The sequence below is a fragment of the Massilia sp. HP4 genome (assembly GCF_005222695.1).
In the GTDB taxonomy this organism is placed as follows: Bacteria; Pseudomonadota; Gammaproteobacteria; order Burkholderiales; family Burkholderiaceae_D; genus Telluria.
This window is the reverse complement of sequence record NZ_STGG01000041.1, coordinates 147,208-164,998: the sequence shown is the minus strand read 5'-3', so window position 1 is coordinate 164,998 and position 17,791 is coordinate 147,208. Positions and strand designations below refer to the sequence as shown.

The following is a 17,791-nucleotide window of genomic DNA, read 5'->3' as shown; positions in this document are numbered from 1 at the left end:
ATTGGAAAGACACACAGCAGTCGTCTTCTTCAACGAAAAAGCTCGCTTCGGCGAGCTTTTCTATTGTAAGTACGCGATCGTGAATTTTCTTACAAAAATATGGTTGAAATATTTTGTGTATTTATGTCAACGGAATGACATACGGCCGCGTTAATCATCGGGAAAATCATACGAAATTGGAGTGAGAATGACCCGATTGAAAGTCAAGCCGATCTGCGCTGCCATCATGCTGATGTCGGCTTATGCTGCACCAGTGCTGGCGCAAACCGCCACCGCGACCGAGACCGAGGTCGCCGGCGCGGAAACAGTACCGGCAGCACCGGCCGCCGCTCCCGCCACCGTGGTCCAGGTCACCGGCCTGCGCCAGAGCCTGCGCTCGGCCGAGGACATCAAGCGCGACGCCGCGCAGGTGGTCGACGCCATCAACGCCGACGATATCGGCAAGTTCCCCGACCGCCAGGCGGGCGATGCGCTCCAGCGCGTGGCCGGGGTCCAGGTCGGCCGCGACCGCGGCGAGACCAGCACCGTCATCATCCGCGGCCTGCCCGACGTCGCCACCACGCTCGACGGCAACGAAATCTTCACCGCCGCCGGCCGCCGCCTGTCCTACCAGGACTTGCCGGTCCAGTCGATAGCCGGCATGGAAGTGTATAAATCGGCCACCGCCAACCAGTTCGAGGGCGGCATCGCCGGCGCCGTCAACATCCGCCTGCGCGCGCCGTTCGACAACGAGGGCTTCGTCGCCACCGGCTACATCGAAGACCGCGTCAACCAGACGAGCGGCAGCAGCAACACCTCCGACAAGCACAGCCCGGGCGGCGGCTTCCTGGTCAGCAATCGCTGGAATACCGACTTCGGCGAGATGGGCGCCTTGTTCGACGTCGCCGTCAACCGCGACAACTGGGCCTTCCCGGTGCAATACGTCGACCGTCCCGACAATGTGTTCTCGGTGCGCCCCGACGGCACGGCGACCCGCCTGGGCAACACCGGGCCGTATGCGCCGGCCGCGCCGGGCGACACGCTCGGGCAGTTGCCTAATGTCGGCGGCATCTACAACACCGGCCAGCGCGAGCGCCAGAGCGTGCACGGCGCCTTCCAGTGGAAGGTCAACCCGCGCCTGACCGCCAGCGCCCAATACCTCGGCATGGGCTACCAGGGCCGCACCGGCGTCAATTACGTGATGAGCAACGCCACCTGGGCGCCGCGCCTGACCGATGTGGTGCTCGCGCCGCAAGGCAGCGCCTGCGCCACGCCGCAGGGCGCGATCTGCCCGATCCTGGCGGCGAGAGCGCCGGGCGCCCAGTTCGGCAACGCCTATGACTGGGATCCGTACACTGCGTCGAGCACCTGGGGACAGAACGAGCGCACCGCCACGCATTACCTGAACCTGGGCCTGAAGTACAACGATGGCCCCTTGAGCGTCGATTCGCAGTTCGGCTATACCCGCTCCAGGTTCGTCAACGACACCGTGATCGTCGACCAGCAGGTGCCCGGCGCGTCGGCCAGCCTGTATTCGTATGGCGCCGACGGCCATGGCGGTTTCAACGCCATCACCACGCCGGGCAGCGCCAACGCGCTGCAGGATCCGAATAACTTCGTGCTTCGCGGCCTGGTGCAGAACTGGAACGAGCAGGCCGGCAGCCAGCTGCAGTGGCGCACCGACGCCACCTATCGCCTGACCGGCGGCGGCTTCTTCAATGCCCTGACGGCCGGCGTGCGCCTGTCCTCGCGCAAGGCAAGCTACCATGGCGCCGAAGGCCATGCCGACTTCACGGGCGAGCGTCCGAGCCCGATCGGCGCCCTTGGCGCCTCGTTCCAGAGCCTGGTGCCGGGCCTGGACCGCCTGGGCGGCGCCTGGTACGGGCCGTCTTCCGACTTCCTGATCGACCATGCCGACGCCGTGCGCAACGCCTACGGCCAGGGCAGCGGCCGGGTGCCGAACGACCCGGGCCGCGCTTTCGACCAACGCGAGCGCAACGCGACCCTGTACCTGGGCACGCGCTGGGGCACCGACGTCGGTGGGGTCACCGTCGATGGCGAGATCGGCGTGCGCGTCATTCGCGTCAAGCGCGACCTGCGCGGCCAGGCCCGCATCGGCGACGCGGTGTCGGACATCGACCTGTCGACCTCCGAGACCAACTACCTGCCGAGCGCCTCGGCCGTGGTCGGCTGGACCGAAGACCTGCAGTCGCACCTCTCGGTCGGCAAGACCATCACGCGGCCCAACTTCGGCACCCTGAACCCGGCGCTGTCGCTGGTGCCGTCGACCGTCAACGTGCCGGGCAGCGGCGGCGCCGGCAATCCCTATCTGGAGCCGACCCGCTCGACCAATATCGACGCCACGCTCGAGTACTACTTCCAGAAGAACGGTTTCGCCCAGGTCGCGCTGTTCCACCGTGATATCGACGGCTACGAGCAAAGCTTCACCCAAGACGAAATCATCGATGGCCATGTCTACCGGGTGACCCGTCCGCAGAACTCGGGCAAGGGCCGCCTGCGCGGGGCCGAGTTCGGGGTCCAGAAGTTCTTCGATTTCCTGCCTGGCCCGTGGAGCAATTTCGGCGCCCAGGCCAACTACACCTGGATCGACGGCGAGAACCAGAGCCGCACCGCCTTCGACAGCGACACCTTCACCACCACGCCGCTGACCGGTGTGGCCAAGAAGAGCTACAACCTGGCGCTGCTGTACGAAGGCCGCGGCATCACCGGCCGCCTGGCCGCGACCCGCCGCGGCGACTACGTCGAGCAGATCGCCGAGGCGCCGTTCAACCAGGACCGCGTGGTCAAGGCAGCGACTTTCGTCGACCTCTCGATCGGCTACGAGATCAACGACAAGGTCTCGCTGCAGTTCGACGCGATCAATCTGACCAAGGCCAAGTTCGAGAGCAGCCTGGGCCCGTATATGCCGCGCGATATCCGCTACAACCCGACGACGTATGGCGTGAGCCTGCGCTTCAGGATGTAAGCGTAGCGGGCGCGGACAACGCGTCCATCAGCTTGCCGCGGCGCGCATTGCCATGTACGGCGGCGGCCAGTTCGGCGGCGTCGGGCCGCAGGCCGCGACGCTGCAGCAGCGCCAGGATGGCAAGCCGCATGTCGAAGAACTCGGCCTCGACCGAATACAGGTCCCGGGGCGAGCTGTCGAGCGCCGCGAGGAAGGCCGGCAGTGCGCTGCCGTCCACGCCTGCGCCCGCGTCCAGCGCCAGCTCGACCATCGTCTCGTCCAGGGACGATGCGGCCGCGGCGAGCAGCTCCGGATTGCACGTATCCGCGCCTTGCTCCAGCAGCCATTCGAAGGCTTCGATGGCGAGTTGACTGGCCGCCGCGGCCAGCGCCGCGCTGCCGGCGTGGTCGATGTCAACGCCCTGCGCCTTCAGCCAGGCGAGGGCGGCCACGTTGTTGGCGGCCGCCGCGGCGGGGAAGGCGATGTCCAGCAGGGCGTGCCGGGCGTCGGCATCGTGTTCCAGCAGGCTGGCCAGCACCTCCAGGTAGTCCTGTTGCGCCGCGTCGGCGTTGGCCGGCTCGTGCGCATCCGGTCCGGCCGCGGCGGCGGCGATGGCGGCGCTGCCGTCGGCATGCGGATCGGCGCCCTGGCCGAGCGCGTGGCGTACCGCCACCACGTCGCCGTGGCGGCAAGCCATCTCGAGGAAGCGGTTCCAGAATGCCGCCGTCCAGTGCCCGGGACGCACGCCATCGTGGACGAAGGTCTCGCGCAGCCCAGCCATGCGTCCGGCGACGAAGGCGGACAGCCATGGGTCGCTTGTCTCCAGCAGCAGCGCGCCGCCATTGTCGGAGACCGAGGCGGCGACCGCGTCCGGCCAGGCTTGCCCGACTTCGAGCACCGCCTCGTGCAGCGCGCCGAGCGCCAGCCGCAGGTCGGTGTCGAAGGCCGAACCCCAGGCCAGCAGGGCGCCCAGCCTGAGCCGCGGCGGCAGGCTGCTCATGCCGGCGAACAGCAGCACGGCGTCGGCATAGCGCGGCACCGGATAGGCAGGGGCGACCCGCCGCACTTCGAGCAAGTCGTGCCAGAGGGCGCCGATCTCGTCCAGCGTGGTACAGCCTTCAAGGGGGAGGTACCAGGGGCGATCAGGCATGGCTTGTAGGTGCGGATGATGGAGACTGGCCGGCACTATACTGCCTTTGGATGAGCCGGTCATCGTCCGGCGATCAGCGCCGCGACCAGGTTGCCGTAGCCTACGTTGCGCAGCCGATCGTCGCGGGTGATGTTCGAGCGCGGGTCGTAATGGGCGACGATGCGCAGGCGCTCGTCGCGGCCGGTCTGGCGACCGTCGGCCGCGGTGTCGATGTAGCCGATGATGCGGTGACGCGCATCCTTCAAGGTATGACGGGACATGGGTTTCTCCTGGGCTCGAAAACCCCCAGTGTCCACGCGGCTGCGACAGGCGGCGTCGCGCCGGCGCTTCAGGAGACGGCGCGCGCGCCGGTGGAATCGGCCAGTAATTCCATGACCGACTCGCGCTTGTCGAGCAGGTGCTTCGACAGGATCGCCGCCAGGCGCTTGCCGTCGCGGGCTTCGAGCGCTTCGAGCATCTGGCGGTGCTCTTCGATCGCCTGGTCCCATTTCTCGGGAACGATATTCGATTTCAGCCGCAAGGACTGGAGACGCCGGTTCATGCCCAGGTAAGTCTGGTGCAGGACGGAATTGCGGGCGGCCTCCGAAATCTTGTTATGGATCGCCTGGTTGCGGTTGTAGTAGCCGGGCAGGTCGCCCTGTTCGCGGCAGGCGAGCATCGCATCGTGCAGCGCGCGGATTTCGGCGACTTCCTCGGGCGTGATGCGCTCGCACGCATGTTCGCCCGCGAGGGCCTCGAGGCCGCTGACGAACTCGAAGGTTTCCCACACTTCCCGATGCGACATCTTGTAGACCGAGGCGCCGCGGTTCGGCGCGATCTCGATCAGGCCTTCCGCGGCCAGCGCCTTCAGGGCTTCGCGCAGGGGCGTGCGCGAGATGCCCATGGTTTCGCAAAGCTCGCGCTCATTGAGCTTCATCCCGGGCGGGAACACGGATTCCACGATCATCTGGCGCAGGTGCGAGACCACGGTCTCGTGCAGGTGCTGCCGCGCCAGTTTCGGAAGCGATGGCGCGGGCGCCCCAGGATCCGATACCGGTTCAACGTCCGAGTGCTGCATCAATGTCTCCAGTTTCATAGTTTTGGAGGAATTCTATCATTCGGTCGTATTTGCATTGCTGAAAGCAGGGTTAACTTGTCGTAAATATCGACCCAGGCTGCATACCCAGCCAAGAAAAATGTTTCAATCGTGCAACGGTTAATGTCCGGCTCAGAGGCGCATGTTTATTTGACCAACTCTCATGAGGTCATCGCACGGAGAGCCGCGATCATGCGTTTTTCCCATATCGCCATCTCGCAAGGCAGTCCGCCCATTGCCTAGCATGGTTCTTGTGCTGGCAGGAGCAGGGCGGTCCCATACGCCACGATCTCCAGTAAACATGGGACTTCAGGACGTAGGCCGATGACTGTCAAAAAATTCTAAAAATTCTGAATTTTCTGAAACGTGCATTCTAGCAGCAGTACCGTATTTCTGTTGTGTAACTGTTGGTTACCCTGATCGGCGCCATATGGGTCATCCATTGACCGTCATTCCCACATGGGAATACCAGCCTGGCAAACATTCGGACTGGCATACCACCGCGCTTATTGGTACTATGTATCTTGCATTTTGCATACAAAATACATTTTTTTCGAATTGAGAGAGAGACTATATGTCCGACGATCAGCAATCTTCATCGCGGCGGCGCCTCATCAAGAGCCTGGTGTTCGTGCCCATGGCCGCCGGCGGCGCAGCGGCCTTGCAGCAGGGCGTATCCAACGCCAATGCCGGCGCCAGCGCACCTGCCGAAGGCAAGCCGGATCCCTATACCCCCAAGTTCTTCAATGCGAAGGAATGGAAATTCGTGATCGCTGCGGTCGATCGCCTGATCCCGCATGACGAACATGGTCCGGGCGCGGTCGAACTGGGCGTGCCCGAGTTCCTCGATCGCCACATGCAGTCGCCGTATGCGGCCGGCAGCATCTGGTATATGCAGGGCCCGTTCCTGGAAGCGACCTCCGACTTCGGCTACCAGGGCAAGCTGGCGCTGAAGGACATCATCCGCGTCGGCATCGCCAACGTCGATGCCCACTGCACCAGGACCTATTCGGGCAAGGCTTTCGCCGACCTCGACCTGCGCATGCAGGAAGCGGTCCTCAAGGACCTCGAGGGCGGCAAGATCAAGCTGGCCGACATCTCGTCGAAGACCTTCTTCGCCGATTTCCTGGCCGAGACCCGTGCTGGCTACTTCTCCGATCCTAGCCATGGTGGCAACAAGAACATGGGCGCCTGGAAGATGATCGGCTACCCCGGCATGCGGGGCGACTACCTGGAGTGGGTGAAGATTCGCGACAAACCGTATCCGCTGGGACCGGTGGACCTGGCTGGACGGAGGGGATAAGAGAATATGGCAATCGTAAAAGATAAAAAAGACGTGGTCATCGTCGGCGCCGGCTGGGTCGGCGCCATCATGGCCAAGGAATTGACCGACGCCGGCCTGGAGGTGCTCATCCTCGAGCGCGGCCCTGACCGCGACACGCAGACCGACTTCGCCTATCCGCGCGTGATCGACGAACTCGAAGGTTCGGTGCACCGCAAATACCTGCAATCGCTGGCGCAAGAGACCGTGACGATCCGTCACAACCTGTCCACCGTGGCGGTGCCGAAGCGCCGCATGGGTTCGTTCAAGCCGGGCACCGGCGTGGGCGGCGCGGGTTCGCACTGGTCGGGCGTGCACTTCCGCGCACTGCCGGAAGACCTCAACCTGCGCACCACCATGGAGCAGCGCTACGGCAAGAAGATCATGCCGGCGGGGATGTCGATCCAGGACTTCCCGGTCACCTTCGAAGAGCTGGAACCGCATTTCGACCACTTCGAATACGTGTGCGGCACCTCGGGCAAGGCCGGCGTCATCAACGGCAAGGTCGTCGAAGGCGGCAACCCGTTCGAAGGTTCGCGCTCGCGCGAATACCCGCTGGGACCGAACCCCGACTACCTGGGCGGCGAGATGTTCTACAAGGCGGCGCGCGAGATGGGCTACCACCCGTTCCCGATCCCGGCTTCGAACACCTCGGCCAGCTATGTCAACCCTTACGGTTGCCAGATGGGCCCATGCAACTTCTGCGGCTTCTGCTCGGACTACGGCTGCCTGAACTACTCGAAGGCCAGCCCGAACATCAACATCTTCCCGGTCCTGCGCGGCCGCAAGAACTTCGAGATGCGCACGCTGGCCCAGGTGCTGAAGGTGAACCTGACGGCGGACGGCAAGATGGCCACCGGCGTGAACTACCTGGATGCGGGCGGCCAGGAATGCGAACAGCCGGCGGACATCGTCATCCTGGGCGCGTTCTCGCTGTATAACGTGCACCTGATGCTGGTGTCGAAGATCGGCCCGGCCTATGACCCGGTCACCAAGACCGGCACCGTCGGCAAGAACTACTCGTACCAGAACCTGAACCGCGTCTCGCTGTTCTTCGACAAGAATGTGCACGCCAACCAGTTCATGGGCATCGGCGGCGGCGGCACCACCTTCGACGACCTGAACGGCAACCGCAACGATCCGACCAAGTCGGGCTTCGTCGGCGGCGGCGTGATCTGGGCGCGCCAGCCGGGCGGCGGTCCGGTGCGCGGCATCGCGACCGCGCCGGGCGTGCCGAACTGGGGCAGCGACTGGAAGAAGGGCGCCAAGGATGCGATGCGCCACTCGTTCTACTACGAGGTGCAGGGTTCGTGCATGGCCTACGACGACGCCTACCTCGACCTGGACCCGAACTACAAGGATGCCTTCGGCCGTCCGCTCTTGCGCATGACCTTCGACTGGCACGACAACGAGATCGCGGCGTCGGCCTACCTGGTCGACAAGGCGCAGGAGATGTGCAAGGTCCTGAATCCGCTGGCGACCAAGGGCGATGCCAAGAAGCCTGGCACGCACTACAACATCAACCAGTACCAGAGCACGCACACGGTGGGCGGCGCGATCATGGGCGCCAATCCGAAGACCTCGGCCCTGAACAAGTACCTGCAGTCGTGGGACGTGCCGAACGTGTTCGCGCCGGGCGCCAACGCCTTCCCGCAGAACAACGGCTACAACCCGACCGGCATGGTCGGCGCGCTGGCCTACTGGTGCGCGAAAGCGATCCGGGAACAGTACATCAAGAACCCGGGCCCGCTGGTGCAGGCGTAATAGGACGAACACATGACCAAACAAACACCTGTCAAGAAAATCGTCCTCGGTCTCGCCATCGTTGGCGCGGTGGTCCTTGCCGGCGCCTATGGCTATGCCGTGGCGCCGACCGAGACCCGCAAGATCGAACCGGGCCCGCTCGCCGGCCTGGCCGCAGGCGCCAAGCCCGACGCCGGCTTGATCGAGAAGGGGCGTTACGTCGCCACCGCGTCCGACTGCATCGCCTGCCACACGGCGCCGGGCGGCAAGGAATTCGCCGGCGGCCGCGTGATCCAGTCGCCGATCGGGAATATGTACGCGACCAACGTCACGCCCGACCAGGACACCGGCATCGGCAAGTACTCGCTGGACGATTTCGATCGTGCGGTCCGCCACGGCATCGTGCCGGGCGGCGGTACCCTGTATCCGGCGATGCCGTTCCCGTCCTATGCCCGCATGAGCGACGACGATATGCGCGCCCTGTACGCCTACTTCATGCACGGCGTCGAGCCGGTGAAGCAGGCCAACCGCGACAACGAGATCAGCTGGCCGCTGTCGATGCGCTGGCCACTGGGCATCTGGCGCAAGACTTTCGTGCCGGTGCAGGGCCCGATGGACCTGTCGAAGTATTCCGACCAGCGCATCGGCCGCGGCGCCTACCTGGTGCAGAGCCTGGGCCACTGCGGCAGCTGCCATACCCCGCGTGCGGCCACGCTCAACGAGCTGGCGCTGGACGAATCCGGTCCGGAGTACCTGGCCGGCGGCCCGCTGATCGACGGTTGGCTGGCAGTGAACCTGCGCGGCGACAAGGTCGACGGCATGGGCAACTGGACCGCGCAAGACATCGTCGACACGCTCAAGACCGCCCGTAACAAGCACTCGGGCGTGCTGGGCGAGCCGATGCAGGACGTGGTCAAGCACAGCACGCAGAACATGACGGACGAGGACCTGATGGCGATGGCGCTCTACATCAAGAGCCTGCCGGAGACCGGTAACAAGAAGGCCAGCTTCGCGGCCAGCGATGCGACCGTCCAGAAGATCATGCAGGGCAATGACAGCGAACGCGGCGTCCAGCTCTACCTGGACAACTGCGCGGCCTGCCACCGTGTCGACGGCAAGGCGGCCGGCGATGTGTTCCCTGCGCTGCCGGGCAATCCGACCGTGCTGCAGGAAGATGCAACGTCCCTGATCCGCGTGATCCTGGCCGGCGCACGCCTGCCGTCGACGCATACCGCGCCGTCGGACCTGGGCATGCCGGGCTTTGCATGGCGCTTGTCGGATGAAGAAACGGCGCAGCTGGTCACGTTCGTGCGTAACAGCTGGGGCAACCAGGCTTCGCCAGTGGGTGCGGCAGAAGTAGCCAAGGTGCGCAAGCTGGTCAAGGAGCACGAGCTGCATACGGCGGACAAGGGCGATACCAGGCACTGATCCGGCATGTGACGGCGGCGCCGTCGGTACCCGTCAGCTCGACGGGCACCGGCGGCGCTTTTCTTTTTAGTGAACGTAGGCCGAGCCCAGGACCGGCGGATAGATGACCGCCGCCGGCGCCGCCTGCCCGGCAAACAGCTTCGCCTCGGCCAGCGGGGCCGGATCGATCCAGTCATCGATATTGAAGTCGCGCCGGATAAATCCCCAGTCGAGCAGGAATTCCTTCTGCGCCGCCAGGCCGGCCAGCCGGATTGGATCCAGTGCTGGCGTCAGGCTGCGGTGCAGGGAGGGCCCGAGCGCACCAGTGACATCCTGCGCCGTATAGCCGGGATTTTCGAGCGCAGCCAGTCGCCCCACTTCGTCGGGATGCCCGCGCGCCCAGGCGCCTGCGCGCAGCAGCACGCCCAGGTAGCGGCGCACGATGCCCGGATGGCGCGCCAAAAAATCGCGGTCGACCGTGATCGGCCGCGGCGTGCCGTTATTCACCCGCTGTAGCGGATCTTCCAGCAGGTTCAGGTCGGCAATCACGCGCAAGGACGGATCGCGCGCGGCCGCGTAGCCCTGGGCGCCGCGCAGGAAGACGGCATCCACGTAACCCGAGCGCAGCGCCTCGAGTTCGATGTCGCGCCCTGGATCGCGCTGCGGGAATTCGAAATCGGGCGACTCGATATGGGCCCAGCGCGCGCGGCGCGGGTCGAGTCCCGCGACGTTCAATGCGGTCGTAAAGCCGCGCTGGGCGCTGGCGCGGTGGATGTCGATCAGGGCGTGCCGCCGCAGCGGCAGCCCGAGGCGCTTCGTCTTCAGGTCGGCCAGCGCCTCGATGCCGCTGCCCTCCCGCACCAGGATGCCCTGGTACTCGTCGACCCAGGTGATGCCCACCACCACCGCCCCTTGCCCCTCGGAGCGCGCCCACAGCGCCGGTACGTTGCCGCCTTCGCGGAACAGGCCGGTCTGGCCGTGGTGGTAATAGGACAGGCGGATGTCGCGGCTGGCCGCGTCTTCCAGCGAGCGTAGCGACGTGGCGCCGGCATCGAACTCGGCGTGCAGCCAGCCCTTGCTCACGGCCAGGCCAGTGGCGGTGGCGCCGCCGCGGTGGCTGTACCAGAGCTGGATCGGCGCGTTCAGTGGTGATGTCATGTGTTGTTTTCCAGGTTGTCGTACCCCTAGTCATAGCAAGCGCCGGGCCAGCGCAAATCGCCTGTCGATTGCTGGTTTTTGCGCAGCCTGTGCTGGCTGCTGCGCAGTTTTCGGCCCCATGTGGTGGCACGGAACCTGCAGCCGGCGGGGATATGCGTAATCCGGATAAGCTTGCGTTGCACAATTCGTTCGCAGCGCACCAAGGCGGGACTATAGTCAGGGCATGAACCTGACCGCTCCCTACGTTCCCCCTGAATTCGCCCGCAACGCCCAGCTCGCGCGCGGCGGCCCGGACGCCGAGCCCCTGGTCGCCTTCACCGACGCGCCCAAGACCAGCCTGCTGGTGCGCGCCACCGCCTTCGTGTTCGCCGATCCGCGCTCGCGCGCGCTCCAGGAGATGATCGAGCGCGTGGCGCCCAGCGAGGCCACCATCCTCGTCACCGGCGAAACCGGCACCGGCAAGGAGCTGATCGCGCGCCATGTCCACGCCCTCAGCCGCCGCAGCAGCGCCAGATTCGTAGCGATCAACTGCGGCGCGTTTTCCGAGACGCTGATCGAGAGCGAGTTGTTTGGCTACGAAAAGGGCGCCTATACCGGGGCCATGCAGGGCAAGGCCGGCTGGTTCGAGACCGCCAACGGTGGCACCCTGTTCCTCGACGAGATCGGCGACCTGCCGCTGCCGATGCAGGTCAAGCTGCTGCGCGTGCTGCAGGAGCGCGAAGTGGTGCGCCTCGGTTCGCGCCAGGCGGTGCCGATCGACGTGCGCCTGATCGCCGCCACCAATGTCGACCTGGCCGAGGCGGTGCGGGCCGGTCGCTTCCGCGAAGACCTGTATTACCGCCTGCAGGTGATCGCACTGCCGCTGCTGCCGCTGCGCGACCGCCCGGGCGACGTGATGCCGCTCACGCGCCACTTTGTCCAGACCTATGCCGAACGCCTGCACCTGGGCGAGGTGAACCTGTCGCCAGAGGCCGAACTGGCCTTGCGCCAGTATCCATGGCCGGGCAATATCCGTGAGCTTGAAAACGTCGTCCATCGTGCCTTGCTGGTATGCCGCAACGGGCGGGTGACGCCTGCGGACCTGAGCCTGTCGCCGTTGATGCAGGCGCCTGCCCCTGCAGCGATGGTGGCGCCGGTCCCGCCGGCGTTCTACGCCGCGCCGGCGGTTCCTGCGCCCGAGCCCGAGCCGGCTGCCCCCGTGGCCTGCGAATCCGAGCGCTTCCAGGCCGCCTGGCAAGCCCTGCTCGATTCGGGCGAGCAGATCACCTTCGAGGCGCTGCAGCTGCAGCTGGTGGTCGCGGCCTGGGAGAGCAGCGACCGCAACCAGCTGCGCACGGCGCGCTACCTGAACATCAGCCGCAACGTGCTGCGCACCTATCTGAAAAAGGCCGGCGTCCTCGCCTGACGCCGGCCGCTCTTCTTACGCCGCCAGTTTTCCCCGGTTGTCGAGCAAGGCGCGCGCCGCCGCCAGCGGCCGGTCGTCGGCCCAGGCGCGTACATCGACGTCGCGGTCGAGGAAGCCGTGGGCCAGCTGGAAGTTCTTCTGCTGTTCGAACAGGGCCAGGCGCTCGGCGGACAAGTCGGGCGCGAGCGCGGCATGGAAGCCTTCGCGGTAGGCGACGGCCACCGCGTCGCCGCCGGCCTGGGTCTCTTGCTGCAGGATCGCCCGCACCTCGTCGCGATGCCCGGCCGCCCACTCGGCGGCGCGCAAGGTCTGCGCCAGGAAGCGGACCAGCAGGTCGAAGTGGTGCTCCAGGAAATCCCGGTGCACGGTGATCGGCCGCGGCGTGCCGTTATTGACCCGGAACCTGCGTTCGGGCAGCGCGTCGAGGTCGATGCCGACTTCGACGCCGGCGGCGCGCGCGGCCTCCACCGCCGCCGCGCCCTTGACATAGACTGCGTCGACGTCGCCGCGCACCAGGGCCGCGATGCCTTGCCACAGGCTGGCGCCGGGCGCCGTGCCGGGCGATGCAGGCTCGGGACTGCCCACTTCTTCCAGGATCACGTCGGCCAGGCCCAGGCCAACGCTGGCCAGCGCGCCGTGGTAGCCGGCCAGGCTCATGCCGCGCGCGATGCTGCGGCCGCGCCGGTTTTCCTCGATGTCGATGCGGCGAAATACCGGCAGCGCGAGGCGCTTGCCCCTTAAATCGCGCGGGCTGCGGATGCCGGAGCCGGGCCGCACCAGGATCGTTTGCCATTCGTCGATCCAGGTCAGACCGACCAGCCGCGTGTCGGCGCCTTGCGCCCGCGCGGGCAGGGCGAGCAGGTTGCCGCCCTCGCGGATCAGGCCAGATAGACCGTGGTCGTAGTGATGGCGCGCCAGCTTTCCTCCGGTTTCCTGCAGGGTCTTGAGGGCGATGCCGTCGGCGGCGAATTCTTGTTCCAGCCATCCCAGCTGGTAGGCCAGGCCGGCGGCGGTGGGGACCGGACATCGGGTAAACCAGATCGTGTCAATGCTCATGCGCGTCAGCTCCTTCGTTGGACAGGCCGGACAGCCCGGTGCCGGTTGGGGATGCAGGAAGCGTGCCGGAGCCCTGCCGGTGCCGGATTGCTGGTTTCGATGCAGCGCTGCTGTCGGCGCAGCACCGGCTGCTCGCTACACAGTAGTTTCACACCCCCGGGACGGTGGCACGTGTCTTGCGAACAGGAAGCCGACGCCGTTCCATTTCATCACCCAGGAGAGAATATGAGTACCCCATCCATCAAGCAGCTCGACACCCTCTGGTATACCCGCTGCCCGGTGCCGACCGCGCTCGGCATCGCCGTGCAGCAAGGCTGGCTCGAGGAAGCGCTGGCCGCCCGCGGCACTGCCGTCAAGTCGCTGCGCGAGTCCGAGCAGCAGGCCGTGCGCGAATCGCACTTCGACCACACCCTGCAGAACTCCGTGCGCCACGGCGGCAATATCCCGGCCTTGTGGGCGAGGGCGGCGGGCAGCGACACGCGGCTGGTCGGCCTGTCCTGGGCCGACGAGACCCAGCGCATCCTGACCCTGCCGACCAGTGGCATCCGCACCCCGCGCGACCTCAAGGGCCGCCGCTTCGGCCTGCCGAAATGGGTCAACGCCCAGATCGACTTCGCCCGCGCACAAGCCATCCGCGGCCTGGAAAACGCGCTGCGCCTGGACGGGCTCGAGGTCAGCGACGTGGAACTGGTCGACTTCACGATCGAGCAGGGCCAGAGCGATGCCCCGGCCGAGCGCGTGGCCGGCACCAATGTCTTCGGCGGTGGACGGCGCAGCGGCGGGCAGGCGGCCGAGCTGGTAGGGCTGCTGCGCGGCGAAGTCGATGCGATCTTCCTGAAGGGCGCCATCGCGGCCCAGCTGGCGCAGCTGTTCGGCCTGCACACGGTGATCGATACCGGTGTGCACCCCGAACCGCTGGTGCGCTCGAATAACGGCACGCCGCGCGCACTGACGGTCGACCGCCACCTGGTCGAGCAGCACTTCGACGTGGCAGTTGACATCGTCGACCAGGTGCTGCGGGCCCAGGACTGGGCGCGCGCCCATCCCGACGACACGCGCCGCTTCCTGGCGCGCGAATCGAATACCAGCGAATACTGGGTGACGGCGGCGTATGGGCAGGATGCGCACCAACGGCTCGACACCGAATTGTCCGATGCGAATATCGCCGGCCTGCAGGACTTTGCGGACTTCTTGCTGCGCTGGGAATTCCTGCCGGCGGCGGTGGACGTGCGCGGCTGGATCGATGCGCGGCCGTTCGATGCGGCGCTGGCGCGCCGCTTGCGGGCTGCTTAAAGAATGGTGACGGCCTGCGCGAACTCCAGGCGCGGGCCGCGCGGACGCAGCGACCCCGGGTCGCCATGACCCAGGTTGACCAGGAAGTTGGCGCGGTAGCGCCCGTCCGTGAAGAATTCGCGGTTGACGGCATCGGCATCGAAACCGGACATGGGACCGGTATCCAGGCCCAGGGCGCGCGCGGCAAGGATCAGGTAGGCGCCCTGCAGGGCCGCATTGCGCTGGGCGGTCGATTCGAGCAAGGCCGGATTGGCGTCGAACAGCGCCTTGGCGTCGTAGACCGGGAATTGCTCGGGCAAGTGCTCATGGAAGCGCGCATCCTGGGCCACGATGACGACCGCCGGCGCCGCCAGCGTCTTGTCGCGGTTGCCCGATGACAGGGCAGGGGCGAGGCGCGCCTTCGCTTCATCCGACTGCAGGATGACGTAGCGTGCCGGCTGCGCATTGAAGGCGGTAGGGCCCCATTTCAACAGCTCGTACAGCGCGGCGATGGTCTCGCGCTCGACCGCGCGCGGCAGGAAGCGCCCGTAGCTGCGGGCGCTGCGAAACAGCTGGTCGAGGGCGGTGTCGTTCAGTGGCGAAGGCAAGGTCGGTACTCCGGTCGGGATGATGGAACCCGCAAGCGCATGCAAGAAGCGCTCCAGGCGCAGCAGCGCCGCAGCGCCGCAGCGCCGCAGCGTTGCGCAGGATGCAGCAGGCTGTCGTTTTGCAGCCAGCAGGCCCGTAGCGCGGTGCTGCCTGCGCAGCAGTCGCATACCTGTGGTGTATGGCACGCATCCTGCTGGAGGGGAAAGCACCACTTCACGAGGATCCCGTATGACCACCGAATTCATCTGGCAGTTGCCGACCAGCGGGGACGGCCGCTACGCCAATGCGGAAAAGACCCGCCGCGGCGAGCGTCCCGCGCCGGGCCACATCCCGTTCACCGAGGGCGTGAGCGATCCGCGCGGCGACCGCTTCAACTATTTCGACTACCTGCACCAGGTGGCGCGCGCGGCCGACATCACCGGCTTCGACGGCGTGCTGGTGCCGCACGACCTGGACGGCGACGAATCCTGGATCGTGGCTGGCTACCTGGCGCGCGGCACGCGGCACGTGCGCCTGATCGCCGGCTTCGACGCGGCCTGGGGTTCTGCCGTCTACGCAGCCAAGAACGCTGTGAGCTTCCAGCGCGCCAGCAATGGGCGCTTTGCCTGGCAGATCGTCCAGGGCGTTGACGCCGCCACCCGCCGCCGCCATGCCGACAATGTGCCGGAACAGGACGTGCTGGCGCGGATCGACGAATTCATCACCGTCGCGCGCGGCGTGCAGACGAGCGCACCCTATGATTTCAAGGGCCGTTTCTTCGAGGTCCAGGGTGGTGGCTTCCGCGGTCCGCTGGGCGGCAATCCGCTGCCGCCGGTGTACCTCGATGGCGCCTCCGACGAGGCGTTCGCGCTGTCGGCGCGCCAGGCCGACGTGCACGTGCTCGATGCGGCGCCGCTGGAAGAACTGCGGCCGGCGATCGCGCGTTTGCAGGAACTGGCGGCCGCGCAAGGCCGGACCCTGGCGATCGGCCTGCGCATCGACGTGCTGGCGCGCGAGGATGGGCGAGAGGCCAGCCACGACGCCGAGCGTCACCTTGCGCAATCCGGCGCAGACCGCGCGGGCTTCGCGCGCCGCACCCTGGTCGGCAGCTACGCCGAGGTCGAAGAGCAACTGGCCGAGTATGCCGAAGCCGGGATCACGAGCTTCGTGCTGGGCGCCACACCGCATCTCGAAGAGGCCTGGCGCTTCGGCGAGCACGTCCTGCCGCGCCTGCGCGCCCGCCTTGCGCATCAACGCCAGGCCGCCTGACCGACCAATCATACGAGACCTTCACCATGACCATCGATATCTTCTGGCGCATCCCCACCCATGGCGAACCGAGTTCGCACCGCAGCCGCGCTCCGCATCGCGGCGACTGGTTCCCCGGTAACGACAATCTGCGCAATACCAGCGTGGCCGGCGGCAGCGGCGGCTTCAGCTACATCGACTACATCGCCGAAATTGCCCACGCGGCCGAGATCTCCGGCTTCCAGGGTGGCCTGATTCCGTCGTTCCCGATGACCGACGAGCCGTGGGTGATTTCGAGCCTGCTGGCGCGCGAAACCTCGACCTTCCGCTTCATGATCCCGTTCCAGCCGGGCTTCTTGAATCCGGTGGTCGCGGCGCGCATGACGGCCAGCCTGCAGCGCGCCACCGGCGGGCGGGCGCTGTACAACGTGATCACCGGCGGCGGCGGTCCGGCCCAGCTGTGGTGGGGCGATTCGGCCGGCCACGACGACCGCTATACCCGCACCACCGAATTCCTCGACATCGTGCGCGGCGTCTGGCGCGGCGGTTCGTTCTCGTACAACGGCAAGTTCTACCAGGTCGAGAACGCGGGACTGGCGCATCCGCTGTCCGAACAGGATTTCCCCGAGATTTACTTCTCCGGTTCGTCCGACGCGGCCCTGGCCTCGGCCTCGAGGCACGCCGACTTCTACCTGACCTGGCTCGAGCCGTTCGCGCAGCTGCGCGAGAAGTTCGCCAAGGTCAAGGAAAAGACCGACAAGCTGGGACGCAAGATCAAGTGCGCGGTGCGGGTCGACATCGTGGCGCGCGCCACCGAAGAGGAAGCCTGGGCCGAGGTGGCGAAGGGCTTTGCCAATACCGACAAGGCCACGCTCGACGGCTTCCTCGGCATCGACGGCAGCGACTCGGTGGGCGCGGCGCGCCAGCGCGGCAACCGCCCGACCACGGTCAACAGCTACAAGGACCTGATCGTCGAGCCGAATATCTGGTCGGGCTTCAACCTGCTGCGCGGCGGCCAGACCCAGGGCATCGTCGGCAGCTACGAACAGGTGGCCCAGCGCCTGGACGACCTGGTGCAACTGGGCGCCGACGCCTTCATCCTGGCCAGCACGCCGCACCTGGAAGAAGCGTATCGCGTGGGCGAGGAAGTGCTGCCGCTGGTGCGCGGGCGCGCCGGCCAGCAGTTGCTGCGCGCCGTAGGCTAGGCGCGGCAGGCGATGGGTGGACGCGAGCGGCCGGGGAGACCCGGTCGTTTTCTTTGGCGCTGCTCCATGCGCGCCAGCGTGCCCACGCTGCGCTGCACCAATTCCAACACTCGGCCGCGAACTGCTAGCTAATCAACATAGAGCTGCCGGAATCCGGCGATTTTGCGCAGGCACGGTGCTTGCGAATAGAACAGCGTCCAACGACTTTTTCTAATAAAG

14 protein-coding genes are annotated in these 17,791 nt (G+C 66.5%); 8 read left to right on the top strand and 6 right to left on the bottom strand.

The features are described from left to right. Positions 1-187: 187 nt before the first annotated feature. Positions 188-2,965 (top strand): TonB-dependent receptor, encoded by a 2,778-nt coding sequence (locus E8M83_RS14715; RefSeq protein ID WP_137174092.1) that lies wholly within the window; start codon positions 188-190, stop codon positions 2,963-2,965. On the opposite strand, the gene E8M83_RS14710 is transcribed toward E8M83_RS14715, so the two are convergent. From E8M83_RS14710 to E8M83_RS14700, 3 genes are all read right to left on the bottom strand, one after another. Then, a complete protein-coding gene (locus E8M83_RS14710) occupies positions 2,955-4,094 on the bottom strand; it encodes a hypothetical protein (protein ID WP_137174091.1) in 1,140 nt (379 codons plus the stop codon). The genes E8M83_RS14715 and E8M83_RS14710 overlap by 11 nt on opposite strands. A 59-nt stretch (positions 4,095-4,153) precedes the next feature. After that, positions 4,154-4,354, bottom strand: coding sequence for a hypothetical protein (locus E8M83_RS14705; RefSeq protein WP_137174090.1), 201 nt, complete (start codon positions 4,352-4,354; stop codon positions 4,154-4,156). Positions 4,355-4,422: 68 nt separating this feature from the next. Beyond that, positions 4,423-5,151 carry a GntR family transcriptional regulator gene (locus E8M83_RS14700; RefSeq protein WP_137174089.1) on the bottom strand — a complete coding sequence of 243 codons (729 nt, stop codon included), beginning with the start codon at positions 5,149-5,151 and terminating at the stop codon, positions 4,423-4,425. 592 nt (positions 5,152-5,743) lie between these two features. Between E8M83_RS14700 and E8M83_RS14695 the strand changes: the two genes are divergently transcribed. The 3 genes from E8M83_RS14695 to E8M83_RS14685 are packed head-to-tail and all read left to right on the top strand — an operon-like array spanning position 5,744 to position 9,661. After that, complete coding sequence (locus E8M83_RS14695; RefSeq protein ID WP_137174088.1) at positions 5,744-6,472, top strand: gluconate 2-dehydrogenase subunit 3 family protein; 729 nt, start codon at positions 5,744-5,746, stop codon at positions 6,470-6,472. A gap of 6 nt (positions 6,473-6,478) precedes the next feature. Further along, the gene (locus E8M83_RS14690) at positions 6,479-8,254 is read left to right on the top strand and encodes a GMC family oxidoreductase (protein WP_137174087.1); all 1,776 of its coding nucleotides are present in this window, start codon (positions 6,479-6,481) and stop codon (positions 8,252-8,254) included. Between the two features lie 12 nt (positions 8,255-8,266). Further along, a complete protein-coding gene (locus tag E8M83_RS14685; protein ID WP_137174086.1) occupies positions 8,267-9,661 on the top strand; it encodes a cytochrome c in 1,395 nt (464 codons plus the stop codon). A gap of 66 nt (positions 9,662-9,727) precedes the next feature. Here E8M83_RS14685 and E8M83_RS14680 read toward each other — a convergent pair whose 3' ends face one another. Next, positions 9,728-10,798, bottom strand: coding sequence for an ABC transporter substrate-binding protein (locus tag E8M83_RS14680; RefSeq protein ID WP_206077463.1), 1,071 nt, complete (start codon positions 10,796-10,798; stop codon positions 9,728-9,730). A gap of 223 nt (positions 10,799-11,021) precedes the next feature. On the opposite strand from E8M83_RS14680, the gene E8M83_RS14675 reads away from it, so the two are divergent. Continuing rightward, positions 11,022-12,203: a sigma-54-dependent Fis family transcriptional regulator gene (locus E8M83_RS14675; RefSeq protein WP_137174085.1), complete on the top strand. Its 1,182-nt coding sequence runs from the start codon at positions 11,022-11,024 to the stop codon at positions 12,201-12,203. 15 nt (positions 12,204-12,218) lie between these two features. Here E8M83_RS14675 and E8M83_RS14670 read toward each other — a convergent pair whose 3' ends face one another. Then, on the bottom strand, positions 12,219-13,259 hold the full coding sequence (locus E8M83_RS14670) for an ABC transporter substrate-binding protein (protein WP_137174084.1): 1,041 nt from the start codon (positions 13,257-13,259) through the stop codon (positions 12,219-12,221). Positions 13,260-13,484: 225 nt separating this feature from the next. Here E8M83_RS14670 and E8M83_RS14665 point away from each other — a divergent pair, with 225 nt between their 5' ends. Further along, entirely contained in the window at positions 13,485-14,552 is a 1,068-nt protein-coding gene (locus tag E8M83_RS14665) for an ABC transporter substrate-binding protein (RefSeq protein ID WP_137174083.1), read from the top strand. Here E8M83_RS14665 and E8M83_RS14660 read toward each other — a convergent pair. After that, a complete protein-coding gene (locus E8M83_RS14660; RefSeq protein WP_137174361.1) occupies positions 14,549-15,139 on the bottom strand; it encodes a malonic semialdehyde reductase in 591 nt (196 codons plus the stop codon). The two genes, E8M83_RS14665 and E8M83_RS14660, sit on opposite strands and share 4 nt — an antisense overlap. Positions 15,140-15,368: 229 nt before the next feature. On the opposite strand from E8M83_RS14660, the gene E8M83_RS14655 reads away from it, so the two are divergent. After that, positions 15,369-16,388 (top strand): LLM class flavin-dependent oxidoreductase, encoded by a 1,020-nt coding sequence (locus E8M83_RS14655; protein WP_137174082.1) that lies wholly within the window; start codon positions 15,369-15,371, stop codon positions 16,386-16,388. A gap of 26 nt (positions 16,389-16,414) precedes the next feature. Next, a complete protein-coding gene (locus E8M83_RS14650) occupies positions 16,415-17,572 on the top strand; it encodes an LLM class flavin-dependent oxidoreductase (RefSeq protein WP_137174081.1) in 1,158 nt (385 codons plus the stop codon). The last annotated feature ends 219 nt before the right edge of the window (positions 17,573-17,791 follow it).